The sequence below is a fragment of the Streptomyces phyllanthi genome, assembly GCF_009377205.1.
GTDB classification, from domain to species: domain Bacteria; phylum Actinomycetota; class Actinomycetes; order Streptomycetales; family Streptomycetaceae; genus Streptomyces; species Streptomyces phyllanthi.
The window spans coordinates 1-13,199 of the sequence record NZ_VJZE01000254.1 but is presented as its reverse complement, the minus strand read 5'-3'; the positions used below and the strand labels follow the sequence as shown (position 1 = coordinate 13,199).

12 protein-coding genes are annotated in these 13,199 nt (G+C 70.9%); 5 read left to right on the top strand and 7 right to left on the bottom strand.

Going from position 1 to position 13,199, the window contains the following annotated elements:
• Positions 1-182: 182 nt before the first annotated feature.
• Positions 183-614, top strand: a complete 432-nt coding sequence (locus FNH04_RS28765) for a VOC family protein (protein ID WP_152788702.1) — start codon at positions 183-185, stop codon at positions 612-614.
• Here FNH04_RS28765 and FNH04_RS28760 read toward each other — a convergent pair.
• From FNH04_RS28760 to FNH04_RS28740, 5 genes are all read right to left on the bottom strand, one after another.
• Positions 595-963: a hypothetical protein gene (locus FNH04_RS28760; RefSeq protein ID WP_152788701.1), complete on the bottom strand. Its 369-nt coding sequence runs from the start codon at positions 961-963 to the stop codon at positions 595-597. The genes FNH04_RS28765 and FNH04_RS28760 overlap by 20 nt on opposite strands.
• A complete protein-coding gene (ctaD, locus tag FNH04_RS28755; RefSeq protein ID WP_152788700.1) occupies positions 963-2,693 on the bottom strand; it encodes an aa3-type cytochrome oxidase subunit I in 1,731 nt (576 codons plus the stop codon). The genes FNH04_RS28760 and ctaD overlap by 1 nt, the downstream gene beginning before the upstream one ends.
• Before the next feature lie 250 nt (positions 2,694-2,943).
• Positions 2,944-6,105: a beta-N-acetylglucosaminidase domain-containing protein gene (locus FNH04_RS28750; RefSeq protein ID WP_322724119.1), complete on the bottom strand. Its 3,162-nt coding sequence runs from the start codon at positions 6,103-6,105 to the stop codon at positions 2,944-2,946.
• 312 nt (positions 6,106-6,417) lie between these two features.
• On the bottom strand, positions 6,418-7,086 hold the full coding sequence (locus FNH04_RS28745) for a class I SAM-dependent methyltransferase (RefSeq protein ID WP_152788698.1): 669 nt from the start codon (positions 7,084-7,086) through the stop codon (positions 6,418-6,420).
• A 141-nt stretch (positions 7,087-7,227) separates the two neighbouring features.
• Complete coding sequence (locus FNH04_RS28740) at positions 7,228-7,629, bottom strand: nuclear transport factor 2 family protein (protein ID WP_152788697.1); 402 nt, start codon at positions 7,627-7,629, stop codon at positions 7,228-7,230.
• A gap of 96 nt (positions 7,630-7,725) precedes the next feature.
• On the opposite strand from FNH04_RS28740, the gene FNH04_RS28735 reads away from it, so the two are divergent.
• Positions 7,726-8,097 (top strand): winged helix-turn-helix transcriptional regulator, encoded by a 372-nt coding sequence (locus tag FNH04_RS28735; RefSeq protein ID WP_152788696.1) that lies wholly within the window; start codon positions 7,726-7,728, stop codon positions 8,095-8,097.
• A 55-nt stretch (positions 8,098-8,152) separates the two neighbouring features.
• Here FNH04_RS28735 and FNH04_RS46750 read toward each other — a convergent pair whose 3' ends face one another.
• Both FNH04_RS46750 and FNH04_RS28725 read right to left on the bottom strand, forming a co-directional pair.
• Entirely contained in the window at positions 8,153-8,590 is a 438-nt protein-coding gene (locus FNH04_RS46750) for a DUF3592 domain-containing protein (RefSeq protein ID WP_194236847.1), read from the bottom strand.
• 515 nt (positions 8,591-9,105) lie between these two features.
• On the bottom strand, positions 9,106-9,585 hold the full coding sequence (locus tag FNH04_RS28725) for an SLATT domain-containing protein (protein ID WP_152788694.1): 480 nt from the start codon (positions 9,583-9,585) through the stop codon (positions 9,106-9,108).
• 202 nt (positions 9,586-9,787) lie between these two features.
• Here FNH04_RS28725 and FNH04_RS28720 point away from each other — a divergent pair, with 202 nt between their 5' ends.
• The 3 genes from FNH04_RS28720 to FNH04_RS28710 all read left to right on the top strand — a co-directional run bounded on the left by FNH04_RS28720 (position 9,788) and on the right by FNH04_RS28710 (position 13,181).
• Positions 9,788-10,153: a hypothetical protein gene (locus FNH04_RS28720; protein ID WP_152788693.1), complete on the top strand. Its 366-nt coding sequence runs from the start codon at positions 9,788-9,790 to the stop codon at positions 10,151-10,153.
• A 32-nt stretch (positions 10,154-10,185) separates the two neighbouring features.
• Positions 10,186-10,869 (top strand): ABC transporter ATP-binding protein, encoded by a 684-nt coding sequence (locus tag FNH04_RS28715; protein ID WP_152788692.1) that lies wholly within the window; start codon positions 10,186-10,188, stop codon positions 10,867-10,869.
• A 293-nt stretch (positions 10,870-11,162) separates the two neighbouring features.
• A complete protein-coding gene (locus FNH04_RS28710) occupies positions 11,163-13,181 on the top strand; it encodes an FtsX-like permease family protein (protein ID WP_152788691.1) in 2,019 nt (672 codons plus the stop codon).
• The last annotated feature ends 18 nt before the right edge of the window (positions 13,182-13,199 follow it).

Below are 13,199 nucleotides of genomic sequence, written 5' to 3'. Positions count from 1 at the left end.
GTGGGTGGGTGGGTAGTTCTTTCCCCCGGTTCTTTCAGGAGGTCAGCGGCCCGCCGGACCCTCGCGGACAAGGGTCCGGTGAGCCCGGAAGCCGGACGGCGGCCGGGGCCCGGCCGCCTCAGGGACGGGGGTGTCCAGTGATCGTCCTGATGTTCCATCGAGCGTGCCGAGGAGACAGCCACATGAACCGACCGACACACGGCACCCTCCACCACGTCGAGCTGTGGGTGCCGGATCTGCAGCGTGCGGTCGCCTCGATCGGGTGGTTGCTGGAGGCGCTCGGGTATGCCCTGTTCCAGAGCTGGGACAGGGGTCGGAGTTGGCGGCTCGGGTCGGTCTACGTGGTGGTCGAGCAGTCCCCGGCCCTGACCGCCGAGCAGCACGATCGTTGCCGCCCGGGGCTCAATCATCTCGCCTTCCACGTCGAAGACGCCGACACCGTCGAGGAGTTGGCTGCCGGTGCCGCTCGGCACGGCTGGCGGCTGATGTTTCCCGAGCGGCATCCCCACGCCGGTGGGGGACAGCAGTACGCCGCCTACCTGGAGAACCACGACGGGTTCGAGGTCGAGCTCGTCGCGATCGAGTCGGAGCCTGTCAGCGGAGCCTCGTCGTGAACGCCACCACGCAAGCCGTCGCGCACAGGGCCGCCGAGGCCAGGACGAGGGCCGCGCAGCGGCAGAGGAGGCGTTGGCGGAGGGTTTCGTAGCGGGTCGTGTACTCGTCCCGTAGTTCCGCGCAGCGGGTCGCGATTCTCTGCAGGACCTCCTTCGAGAGTCTGAGCTGCTCCTCCACGTAGTGGGCGACGACCTCCTCGCGCTGGGCCGTGGTCAGCCACGGCAGGCGGCCGGCGAAGGACTCCGCCTCCGCGTGGGCCCGCTGGATCTCCGACTGGCAGAGCAGATAGCCCTCCAGGCGGGCGAGGCCCGCCGCCACGTCGTGGTCGTCCGGTCCACCGGGCGCCATCACTGGTCCTCGTCGCCGGACAACGGCCTGGCGAAGCCCTTGCCGGGTTCGTAGACGTCCCGGCGGCCCTCCGAACGGGCCTCGATGCGGGCGATGGCGGGGTGGTGCAGGTCGAAGGCGGGGGATTCGGAGCGGACCCTGGGCAGGGTGGTGAAGTTGTGGCGCGGGGGCGGGCAGGAGGTGGCCCATTCGAGGGAGCGGCCGTAGCCCCAGGGGTCGTCGACCTCGACGCGCCTGCCGCGCTGCGCGGTCTTCCAGACGTTGTACAGGAACGGCAGGGTCGACAGGCCGAGGAGGAACGAGCCGATGGAGGAGAGGGTGTTGAGAGCCGTGAAGCCGTCGGCCGCGAGGTAGTCGGCGTAGCGGCGGGGCATGCCCTCCGCGCCCAGCCAGTGCTGGACCAGGAAGGTCATGTGGAAGCCGGTGAAGAGGGTCCAGAAGTGGATCTTCCCGAGCCGTTCGTCGAGCATGGTGCCGGTCATCTTCGGCCACCAGAAGTGGAAGCCCGCGAACATCGCGAAGACGATCGTGCCGAAGAGTACGTAGTGGAAGTGGGCGATCACGAAGTAGCTGTCGGTGACGTGCCAGTCCAAGGGGGGAGACCCGAGGATGACGCCGGTGAGTCCGCCGAACAGGAAGGTCACCAGGAAGCCGACGGCCCACAGCATGGGTGTCTCGAACGAGATGGAGCCCTTCCACATCGTGCCGATCCAGTTGAAGAACTTCACTCCGGTCGGTACCGCGATCAGGAAGGTCATCAGGGAGAAGAACGGCAGCAGCACACCCCCGGTGGCGAACATGTGGTGCGCCCACACGGTCGCCGACAGCCCGGTGATCGCGATCGTGGCCCCGACCAGCCCCATGTATCCGAAGATCGGCTTACGGGAGAACACCGGGAAGATCTCGGTCACCACGCCGAAGAACGGCAGCGCCAGGATGTACACCTCGGGGTGGCCGAAGAACCAGAAGAGGTGCTGCCACAGCAGCGCCCCGCCGTTCTCGGGGGCGAAGACATGGGAGCCGAACTGCCGGTCGGACTCCAGTACCAGCAGGGCCGCGGCCAGCACGGGGAAGGCGAGCAGTACCAGCACCGAGGTCAGCAGCACGTTCCAGGTGAAGATCGGCATCCGGAACATCGTCATGCCCGGGGCGCGCATGCAGACGATCGTGGTGATGAAGTTGACCGCGCCCAGGATGGTGCCGAACCCGGACAGCGCCAGGCCCATGATCCACATGTCGGCGCCGACGTTCGGCGAGCGTTCCTCCCGGCTCAGCGGCGTGTAGGCGGTCCAGCCGAAGTCGGCGGCCCCGTTGTCGGTCAGGAATCCGCCGACCACGATCAGGCCGCCGAAGAGGAACAGCCAGTACGAGAACATGTTCAGCCGTGGGAAGGCCACATCGGGTGAGCCGATCTGCAGCGGCATCACGGCGTTGGCGAAGCCGGCGAAGGTCGGGGTGGCGAACAGCAGCAGCATCACCGTGCCGTGCATGGTGAACGACTGGTTGTACTGCTCGTTCGAAATGATCTGGATTCCGGGCCTGGCCAGTTCCGCCCGCATCAGCAGGGCCAGCGCGCCGCCGAAGAGGAAGAAGGTGAAGGAGGTGATCAGATAGAGGTGACCGATCTTCTTGTGATCGGTGGTGGTCGCCCAGCTGACGATCACCTTTCCCCAGCCGCGGCGGCCCCTCACCGGGACGGGGGCTACCGGTTGTTCGGTCGATGTGGCCATGCGAGTTCCCAGCGCGAGTACGAGAAGGAGCGCGGCGGACCGCCCCCTTCCCGCCACCGCGAACGCTACGCATGACATTCCGTCGGACGGTGGCACCGCGCGGGTGATTCACCAGGTGGGAAGGATGCTTCCGGCCCACCGTCGGCCGGGCACGCCGATTGTCGCCTCAGCCGATGTACCGCCGGGCGGTGCCGCCACGCCCAATCGGCGGGGGCGTGACGGCACCGCGTCTGTGGCGGTCTCGGCTCCGCTAGGTCACCGGTACCGGTGTCACCGCCGCCGCCAGTGGATACGCGCCCGTCCTCAGGGGCGTGCCCACCGTTCCCGTCGCCGTCGTGACCGGTACGAGCGTGCCGGCGTCCGCGGTGGTGACGTACGCCGTCGTGCCGTTCCAGTTGAGGGCCACGTCGAACGCGGAACGCCCGACGGTGACCGGGGTGCCGGGGGCTCCGGTGAGCGTGTCGACCGGGGTGACGGTGTCGCCCGTGCTCGCGCTGACCCACAGGGTGCGGCCGTCGGGGGAGACGTTGAGGCCGTATGCCTGGCCGGTGACCAGGAGGGTCGGGCGGGTGTCGTTCGTGGCGGTGTCGATCGGGGTGACCGTCGAGCCGCCTGAGTTCGACACGTAGACCGTTCGGCCGTCGGGGGCCGCGACCACGTTGAAGGGGTTCGGGCCCACCCGGATCGCCGGGACAGTGGTGTTCCCGTCCGTCAGCTTCACCGGCGTCACCGTGCTGTCGTGGATGTTCGCCACGTACAGCGTGGAGCCGTCGGGAGTGATCGCCATGTTCTCCGGGCCGTCGCCCACCGGGATCTTCGCGCCCGCCGTGCCCGTGGCGAGGTCGATCGGCTGGACCGCGTCGTCCGAGTAGTCGGCGACCCAGAGGGTCTTTCCGTCGGGGGTGAGGGCCAGGCCCGCCGGTACGTCGCCGACGGCCACCGTCTTCGTGACCTCGCCCGAGGCGACGTCGATCACGCTCACCGAGTCCGAGCCCTGGTTGGCGGCGTACGCCGTACGGGCGTCCGCGCTGACGACGACCTCGCCGGGGTTCCTGCCGACGGGGATATCCGTCGACGTACCGGAGGACAGGTCCACCGAACTGACCGACGCGCCGCTGAAGTTGGCGGTCAGGACGCGTTCGCTGCCCTTGCCGTCCGTCACCCGGACGGGGATCGCGCGGCTCACCAGCCCGGCGCCGTCGCCCGCGCCGTCGCCCGCGCCGTCGCCCGTGCCGTCACCGGTGACCACGACCGACCGCACTCCCGCGCTCGCCCCGTCCGCCGCCTTGAGGGTCAGCGTCGCCGTGGCCTTGCCGCCCGCCGGGACGGTGAGGGTGCCGGAGGAGGGGGAGACGGTCACGCCGTCGGGCGCGGTGGTCTTCCAGGACACCGTCCTGTCCGTCGTGGAGCGGTCGTCCGCCACCGTCAGCGTCACCTCGCCGCTCGCTCCCGGCTTCAGCGACAGCGACGACGGCTCGAAGGAGGCGTCAGGGCCGGGGGCGGGAGCGGCCCGCAGCGTGGCGTCGAACAGGAAGCGGTCCATGACACCGGGCGCGATCTGCTGCGGCACCGCGTCCAACTCCTTGCGCTGCGCCTGGAGTCGGTCGTAGTACGTCGACACGGCCGCGTCGTCGCCGTCCGCCTGGGCCAGCATCAGCCGCACTGCCGTGCCGCCCGCGTCGCCGTACGCGCCGAGCTTGTCCAGCCACACCGACGTCTCCTTGAGGAAGCCCGGGTTGCCGAGGTGGGCGCGGAGGTCGGCGGGGGCGGCGGCCATGGCGGTGAAGTAGGCGGAGAGTTCGCGGGCGGCCCGCTGGAGCTCCGGGCCGTTTCCGTTCTCGTACGCCTTCGAGAACGCCTTGATGAGCGGGGTGAGCGTGGGGGACTCGGTGGTTTCGAGGAGGGAGGAGTAGTTGTTCTCCGCGAAGATCCGCAGGGAGGGGGCCGCCCGGCCGCCGAGGTCCTTGACCGCGGCCAGGAAGGCCGCCCTCGGGTCGTACGCCCGCGGGTTCCAGGCGTAGGCGGCGGAGGTGAACAGGGCGAGCTTGCTGGCCTCGGCCTGGACCATCGGGTTGGCGGTGATGCCGGTGACCTCGCCGGCCACTCCCGGTTCGCGGCCCGTGTAGGGGCCGAGGAGGAGGCGGCTGGTGGTGTAGTCGTTGACCGGGTAGTTGTCCCAGATCAGGATGGGGTGCCCGAACACCTCGCGGGCCTTGCGTGCCTGTTCGGCGCTGATGGTGGGTGCGATGACGCCGACGCCGGTCCACTCGACGACCACCGAGTCGTCCAACCGCTCGCGCAGGGCGGTCTTGTACGGGGAGTCGGCGAGGTCGGAGTACTCGGTCGGCACCATCTCCAGGGGCTGGACGTCGTCGTGGGCGTCGACGAAGTCCTCGACGACGGCGTTCAGCAGCGCGGCCTGCGCCTTGCCCGCCGCGCCGCCTCCGGTGCCGTACTCCTCCTCGTCCTCGGGGCAGTTCCAGGTGGTGTAGCTGATGTCGTCCAGCGGGACGGCGAACGAGCGCACGCCGATCGCGTACAGCGACTCGAACTTGGTGACCAGGGCCCGCCGGTCGCTCGCCGACGAGTAGCAGACGGAGAGGCCGGGGGAGAGGGCGTACGTGAACCGGACGTGGTTCCCGGCGGCGCGGTCCACGAGCTGCCTGATACGGGCGAGTTGGTCGGCGGGGTACTCGTCGCGCCAGTTCGCGCGCAGATACGGGTCGTCCTTGGGGGAGTAGACGTACACGTTCTGTTTGGTGCGGCCGTAGAAGTCGAGCTGGGAGAGGCGGTCCTGGTGGGACCAGGGGGCGCCGTAGAAGCCCTCGATCACGCCGCGCAGGGGGGCCGTGGGCCAGTCGCGGACCGTGACGGCGGGTACGGAACGGCGGGTGAGTAACTGACGGAGGGTCTGGGCGGCGTAGTACGTGCCTGTGGGGTCGGCGCCGGAGAGGGCGACCCTGCCGCGGCCGGGCTGTCCTCCGGCGGCGAGGGCGTAACCCCCGGAGGGGAGGCCGGTCGGTGACTCGGCGCCGAGCCGGGACAGGACCTTCGCGGTCGCCGGGTTCTCGGTGGGACCGCCCACGTAGACGGTCAGGGCGGCGGGAGGTACGGGCTCGCCCGCCGTGACGATCCTGATGGTCCGGGCGCCGGCGTCGCGCAGCACCTTCTCGACGAGCCTGCGCGCGGGCGGGTCGGTGTCGCGTCCGACGACCTCGACGACCCGCTCGGGGACGGGGTGGGAACCGTGGCCCGGCCGCACCTGCCGCGGTGTCGGCCACACCTTCGGGACGGCTGCCGCGGCATCGTGCTCCGCCGCCACGGCGGGGGCCGGGGTGAGGCCCGGCGCACAGAGAGCCAGGACGGCCAGAAGGCCGACCACGACCGGCTTGACCGCCGGTCTGCGGTTCAACGTTTTATCCATCGTGGGGAATAGTGGTTGATGGATTCACCGAGGGCAAGACCCCCGGAACGTACCGGCGTTGGCCTGTCGAGCGGCCTCGGAGGGCCCGGGAGGTCGCCCTCCGCGGGGACGGCCCGGGGACGACCCGGCGACGGCCCGGTGCCTTCAAAGCCGTGAGTGTGTGGAGGCCGGCGGTCCGCACCTGGGCATGAGTGCCCGGGCAGGCCCGCGTGCCCGCGGACGGATGCCGGGAGATCCCACCGGATCGGGCGCCGTCGGTCACAGCGGTCGCGCTACGGCCCCGATCGCAGGCGGGCGCTCTCACCCGCGCGGCAGACTCTGGGTCACACGCCACAGCCGGCGGGGAAGTTCACCTTCCTCGAAGGCGTGGACCTCGTCCAGGGTCCAGCCGTCGGCGAGGGACTCGACCAGTTCGCGAGGGAAGAAGTGCACGGCGAAACCGCCGTGCTCGAAGATGTCGTCGCCGTGGTCGGGGCCCGCGCCGTAGTGGGCGTCGCCGGTGTGCCGCACCGTGTAGACGAGCACCCCGCCGGGCCGCAGGACGCGGCGGACCTCGTTCACCAGGGCGTGGATCTCCTTGGTGGACAGGGCCATGCACAGCAGCATGTGCGCGAAGACCGCGTCCACGGACGAGTCCGGCAGCGACAGCGGCTCACGCACATCGTGAACCGTGGTGGTGACCCGCCCGGCGATGCCCTGGGAGCGGGCCGCGTCGCGCAGCTGCTCCAGGCCGAGGGGACTGAAATCGGTTGCCTGGACGGTGAAGCCCTCCTGCGCGAAGTACAGCGCGTCACGGCCGTGGCCGGCCCCCAGCTCCAGCACATCGCCGGCACCGGCGGCCCGGAAGACGGCGGCGGCATGGACGGCGGCCGAGGACGGCCGCCGTCCGTACATGTGCGGGTGGGCGCCGTAGGTCTGCTGCCAGTGAGCGCGCTGAGTCTGTGCGAGTTCCTGCCCGTTGTCGGCCATGGCGCACTCCTTCGGGTTCGGGTGCTCCGGACGGCCCCGGGTTCGTCACCAGCAGCCTATGAGTGGGGGCTGACTGCAGCCACAGACATCGAGGTGCTGGTCCGGTTCGGCAGGACCGGGCAGGTGTTGGGGGCCCTGAGTTCAGTCGCCGCTCCAGAAGGCGTCCTCGGCCTGCTGGTCGACGGAGAACAGCCACACTTCGGCGATCGTCTCGCCCTCGACCCGCAGCACGTCGACACCGTCCATCGCCATCTCGGAGCCGCCGCGCCTGGCCGAGAAGTGGACGGGGATCGAGACCAGTGCGCCGTTGACCATGGGATCGCCGGTCAGCTTGAGCTCGAAGGTTCCTTCGGTGGCGGCCATCTGGGCGCCGATCATCTCGTTGACCGCGGCCGCGCCCCGGTAGGTGCCGGACAGCCGATGGGTGCCGGGCTGGTGCCACACGATGTCGTCGGCGAACATGCCCGCGACCGTGGCGAAGTCCTTTGCGGACACCGCGTCCGCGTAACGGTGGGCGACGGCGAGCGTGGTGGTGGGCTCCATTGCTGATCTTCTCCTTCGTGGAGTCATCGCTGCTGGGCCCTATGGTCACGATTGGTAACCAGTAACCTCAACGTAACCAATGGGGATGTGTGGCGCATGTCACGGCAGCCGGATTTCAACGTGCTCACAGCGACCTGTCCGTCCCGTACGTCGCTGGCCCGTATCGCCAACAAGTGGACGGCCATGGTGGTGATCGCGCTCAGCGCCGGGGACCGGATGCGCTTCGGCGACCTGCGCACCACGGTCGACGGCATCAGCGGGAAGGTCCTCACCGAGACCCTGCGGGACCTGGAACGCGACGGGCTCGTCGCACGGCACGCCTATGCCGAGATCCCGCCGAGGGTCGAATACGAGCTGACCGCACTGGGGCGCACGCTGGAGACGCCCCTTCAAGCGCTGGGGCACTGGGCGGAAGAGCACATCACGGAGGTACTCGCGGCGCGCGAGGAGTACGACGCCCGTCGTTGAGCGCTCAGTGGGTCATCGGATACGTGTCCTAGGCGTCCTAGGCGTCCTAGGCGTCCTAGGTGGTGGTTCCCTGCGTCGTGCCTCCTTCCGTCTGTCGCTTGGCGCGCACCACCTCCCGAGTGGTTCCCACCAGGAAGCCCGCCGCGAGCAGTCCGACCACCACCGAACCCAGTCGAATTCCGTCGGCCTCGCGTCCGTCAAGGTTGTCAACGTGGCGGACCTCGGTGGGGTTCGCCGGGTCGTACACGACGGGTATGTGCCCTCCGGGCTTCGCGTCGGTTGTCGAGGTGTCCGCGACATCGACATCCGAGCGCACAGGGCCGGACGGTGTGTCGAAGCGCACGGTCAGGGAGGTCGCCGAGCCTTCCTCCGACCGGCTGGCGATCTCGACCACGGTTGCCTCGGTCCTGCGCCCCTGCTCTCGGAGGTTCTGCAGCGTCTGGTACTCCTGACCGGCCCCCCAGCCCATGATCCCGGCAATGGTGGCGAACATCAGGAACCCCCCGGCGGCCATTCGGACTCGGGCCCACCGGGGGGCCAGCAGCCACGATTCCGGACCGAGTCCCAGGAGCCCCGCCACGAGGCGGCCCGGCGAAGGCATGCGGCCGGTCCAACGACGAGCCCGGCCCCGGCGGCGTAGCAGCCTCGCGATACCGCTCGCTGCGGCCAGCGTCACCCCACAGCCGAGAAAATAGAGCCAAGTAGGGTGAAACGGCCCGAATGTCATCCACGCCACGATGGCCACGAGGACTGCCACGCCGCCCCACCCGAAGGGAGAGCCGTGCTCGTCCCGGTCGCCGCTCAGCACGGACTCGCGTTCGCCCATCTGCGCCTCCACATCCCGCTACGAGCTACGACTCCCCGGCCGCCGTGCAGGTTGCGGTAGTACCTGGCTCAGGGGCTGGTCATGTGAGCGATGTGATCGGTGGGGCCGACGGGACCGCTACTCCTGGACGAGCATCCAGAGCGGGCAGCAGAACCAGCACCCAAGGGACGCCTGGCGGCGGGTCAGGGCAGTGCCGGGCCGCCTGCCGGCTCGCCGCCGCCGAAGGGCGGCTGGTGGCGCTGTTCGACCCATTGGCGGAGCTCCTCGTCGCCCACCCGTTCGATCGCCGTGAGCAGCTCCTGCCGGGCACTGTCGTCGCGGTCGGACTCCGGGAGCAACTGATAGCGGTTGACGGCTCGTCGCAGCACCTCGCGTGACTGTGCCGCGAGTACGTAGCGGGGGCCGTGCCCGAACACCTGTCTGAAGCCGGTGAAGAACAGGGCCCCGCCGGCGATGAGAGCCGTCAGCCAGGCCGGGGCGTTGAGCCCCGCCGCGACCACGGTGGACGAGGAGGTGACGAGGGCGCCCAGTTCGCTGACGCGGTACCACCGGCGGGACGAGTCCCGTACGTCTTCGTAGAAGGCCAGGTTCTCCTGGGCCAGGGCGAGTACGGGATCGGGGGCGTTCAGCCAGGTGCTGGCGTCTGGTGTCCGTCGGCGCATGGCTCCATGGTGTCTGTACACGGCCTCGTACGGAACACGATTCCTGTCGGGCGGCGACTCTTCGGCGACGGGGCGCGGGTCGGCCTTTCGGCCGACCGGAGTGCGCGGGGGCCGGTGAAGGGTGACCGTTCGGCCGAGGTGGGCGGGGGGCTCGGGGCGCGAGAGTCGAGGGACATCGACCCCTCGCCTCAGGAGGCTCACCATGCAGCGCAGGCACCTCGTCAGCATCGGCGTTCCGGTCGCCGTCGTCCTCGTCGGCGGAGGCGTCCTCACCTATGTGATGAGCGGTACGGAGTCCACCACCGGGCTGGACGGGGGCACCACGGCGACGGTGGACGGGCAGAAGGCGCTGCCCGGTGGCATCGTCGCCGGCCGGACCGAGTCGAAGTACCACCCGTTGCCCTGGATCGGCACCGAGGTGAAGGGCGTGGAGTGCCCGGACCTGAAGGCCGTGGCCGGGACGAAGGTGACGTGCACCGGCAAGGGCGACGACGGCGAGGCCCTCTCCATCCCCGTGACCGTGGTCAAGGCCACGGGCTCCTCCGTCACCTGGAAGTTCGAGCGGTGAGCGCGGGCGCGGAGAGGACATCGCAGATCACCATGAGCACCGTTCTGGCCGGGTACGGCCTCACCAAGAAGTACGGCCCCACCAGCGCCCTGGCCGGCGTGGACGTCGAGGTCGCCGAGCGTCAGTCGCTGGCCATCATGGGCCCGTCGGGCTCCGGCAAGTCCACCCTTCTCCACACCCTGGCCGGGATCATCCGCCCCGACGGCGGTCAGGTGCTGCTGCGTGGCGAACGTATTGACGTGCTCGGCGAGAACCGGCTCAGCGCGCTGCGGCGCAAGCGGTTCGGGTTCGTGTTCCAGTTCGGGCAGCTGCTGCCCGAACTGCCCGCCGAGGAGAACGTCGCGCTGCCGCTGATGCTGGAGGGCATACCGCGGCGGAAGGCGGTCGCGCGGGCCCGCCGCTGGTTCGCCCCACTGGGGCTGGCCGGGCTGGAGCAGCGCCGGCCGGGGCAGTTGTCCGGCGGGCAGGCGCAGCGGGTGGCCATCGCACGGGCGCTGGCCGTGGAGCCGGACGTCGTGTTCGCCGACGAGCCCACCGGCGCCCTGGACCAGGCCACCGGCACCGAGGTGATCCGCCTGCTCACCTCCGTCACTCGCGAGCAGGGCGCCTCCCTGGTGATGGTCACCCACGACGCCGACGTCGCCGCCCACTGCGACCGCGTCCTCCACGTTCGCGACGGCCGGATCAGCTCCCACAGTCAGTACACCGTTGCGTGAGCGCGTGAGCGCGTGGCCGCGTGGCTGCGTGACCGCTTGGCCGCCTGATCGCGTGACCGGCTTGACCGCCTGACCGCTTGGCGCCACCGCCTGGCCGCCGGCACCGGTTCCGGTCCTGCGGTGCCGGTGCTGATGCCCGCGGCACCGGTTCGATGCCGCGGTGCCGGTTCCGATGCCGCGGCACCGGTTCGATGCCGCGGTGCTCGCTCCGATCCCGCGGCGACCGTTCCGATGCCGCGGCGCCCGTCCCGGCCTCCTCCGTACTCGCCCCGACCCCCGTCTCCGGAGTTCCCATGCGATCCCCCGTCCTGTCCCTGACCTGGCATCTCGCCAGGTCCTCCGGTCGGCGCGGTCTTCAGGGCCAGGTGCTGGCCGCCGCGGCCGCCGCCGTGAGTGCGCTGGTGCTGCTGGTGCTGCTCGCCGCGTACCTCGGCTCCGGTGCCCGTGCCGACCGCACCGCCTGGCTCAACCCCGGTCCCGACCGGCACGGCACCGCCGTACAGGTCGTGTCCACCACGTTCGTACGGGGCGAACCCGTCACCGTGGTCGACCTCGCCCAGCTCCCCGGCCGCGCGGCCACACCGCCGCCCCCGGGCCTGGACCATTTCCCGAAGCCCGGAGAGGTCTTCCTCTCCCCGGCGCTCTCCGACCTCGTGCACGAGCTGCCCGCCCGGCAGCTCGCCGACCGGTTCCCCAAGACCTCCTCGTACGGGACGGTCGGCGGTGCCGGACTGGCCGCGTCCGAGCAGCGGCTGGCCGTGGTGGGGCGTGCCGCCACCGATCCCGCCGTCTCGTCGTCCGCCGCTGGGCAGGACGTCTTCGACAACGGGCTGGCGGCACGGGCCGTCGTCTCCGGCTTCTCCGGTACCTCCCCGCACGTGTTCACCGCGAACGACCGGACCTCGGCGCTGTCCGCCGTCGGTCTGCTCGTCGTGCCGGTGATGGTGCTGGCCGCGGCCTCCGGGCGGCTGGGGGCGGCCCGGCGGGAGCAGCGGCTGGCCGGATTGCGGCTGGCCGGGGCGACCCCGCGGCAGATCCTCGCGATGACCGGTGCCGAGGCGGCGGCCGTGGGCGCCACCGGAGCGGTCGCCGGAGCGCTCGCCTACTGCGCGCTGCTGCCCGCACTGGCCCGGCTGCCGTTCGGTATCGGCTCGTGGCGGACCGCCGACCTGTGGGTGGGGGTGCCGGTGCTGCTCGCGGTGATCGCGGCAGTGGCCCTGCTCATCGCGCTGAGCGCGGTGACGACGCTGCGGCAGGTGGCTCGTTCACCACTGGGCGTCGCCCAGCAGGCCGACCCGCGCCGCACCCGGCTGATCCGGCTGTTCCTGTTCGTCGGCCTCGTCTTCTACGTGGCCACCACCGCCCGGAGCGGCAGCCTCACGACCTCGAAGCAGCTCGCGCTGGTCGTCCTCTTCTACGCGGCGTTCTGGATCGTCGGGCCCTGGGTGGTCGACCGGCTCGGGCGCCTGCTGGGGCGGTTCGCCCGCCGTCCGGCCACCCTGCTGGCCGCGCGCAGGCTCAGCGACGACCCACGCGGCGCCTGGCGCACCGTCAGCGGCCTGGTGCTGGCGGGCTTCGTCGCCGGGTTCTTCTCCGTGGCCCACCTCAACCTCGACGGCCTGGACTACGAGGGCCAGATCGCGGTGCCCGTCACCGCCGAGGACGGCAAGGGCTCCGTACGCGAGACCGCCGAGCGCGCCCGTGAACTGCTGAAGGACGCCGGGGTGACCGCCACCGTGCACGCCCACACGAGCGAGAAGGACGTCGACTCCCTGCTGTTCGGTACGCCCGGCATCACGGCCCGGGTGAGCGGCGGCCCCGACCGGTTCGACGCCGCCGTCACCGCGCTCACCGGGCTGGGCACCGCCACCCCGCCGTACACCCAGGAGCAGAGCTCCGTGCTCGACGACCTCTACGTCGGCGAACTGCGCGGCACGGGCCTGGCCGCCCTGGCCCTGGGCTTCGTCGTGGCCACCGCCTCCGCCGGGCTCACGGCCGCCGCGAACGTCCTCGACCGGCGCCGTGTCTACAACCGGCTGCGCCTCGCCGGTACGCCGCTGAAGGTGCTGGACCGGGCGCGGGTCCGCGAGACGGTGGTCCCGCTGGTGGTGCTCGCCGGAGGCATGACGGCATCCGGGGTCTACCTCGCGACGAAGCTGAACGAGGCGTTCGACACCACCGTCGACACCGCCGGCGCCCTGCAACTGGCCGTCTGTGTCCTCTTCGGTGCCCTCGTGATGTTCGCGGCGATCGGCGCCAGCCGCCCGCTCCTGCGCAGGGTCACCGCCGATCCGGCCCAGCAGGCGGACTGACGGGACGCCCCCCAACGT

Excerpts from the sequence above, each read along its gene's own strand:
- FNH04_RS28760 (WP_152788701.1), bottom strand. The coding sequence starts at position 963 with ATGGCGCCCGGTGGACCGGACGACCACGACGTGGCGGCGGGCCTCGCC.
- FNH04_RS28745 (WP_152788698.1), bottom strand. The coding sequence starts at position 7,086 with ATGGCCGACAACGGGCAGGAACTCGCACAGACTCAGCGCGCTCACTGG.
- FNH04_RS28710 (WP_152788691.1), top strand. The coding sequence starts at position 11,163 with ATGCGATCCCCCGTCCTGTCCCTGACCTGGCATCTCGCCAGGTCCTCC.
- FNH04_RS28725 (WP_152788694.1), bottom strand. The coding sequence starts at position 9,585 with ATGCGCCGACGGACACCAGACGCCAGCACCTGGCTGAACGCCCCCGAT.
- FNH04_RS28720 (WP_152788693.1), top strand. The coding sequence starts at position 9,788 with ATGCAGCGCAGGCACCTCGTCAGCATCGGCGTTCCGGTCGCCGTCGTC.
- FNH04_RS46750 (WP_194236847.1), bottom strand. The coding sequence starts at position 8,590 with ATGTTCGCCACCATTGCCGGGATCATGGGCTGGGGGGCCGGTCAGGAG.
- FNH04_RS28740 (WP_152788697.1), bottom strand. The coding sequence starts at position 7,629 with ATGGAGCCCACCACCACGCTCGCCGTCGCCCACCGTTACGCGGACGCG.
- FNH04_RS28715 (WP_152788692.1), top strand. The coding sequence starts at position 10,186 with ATGAGCACCGTTCTGGCCGGGTACGGCCTCACCAAGAAGTACGGCCCC.
- ctaD (WP_152788700.1), bottom strand. The coding sequence starts at position 2,693 with ATGGCCACATCGACCGAACAACCGGTAGCCCCCGTCCCGGTGAGGGGC.
- FNH04_RS28735 (WP_152788696.1), top strand. The coding sequence starts at position 7,726 with ATGTCACGGCAGCCGGATTTCAACGTGCTCACAGCGACCTGTCCGTCC.
- FNH04_RS28765 (WP_152788702.1), top strand. The coding sequence starts at position 183 with ATGAACCGACCGACACACGGCACCCTCCACCACGTCGAGCTGTGGGTG.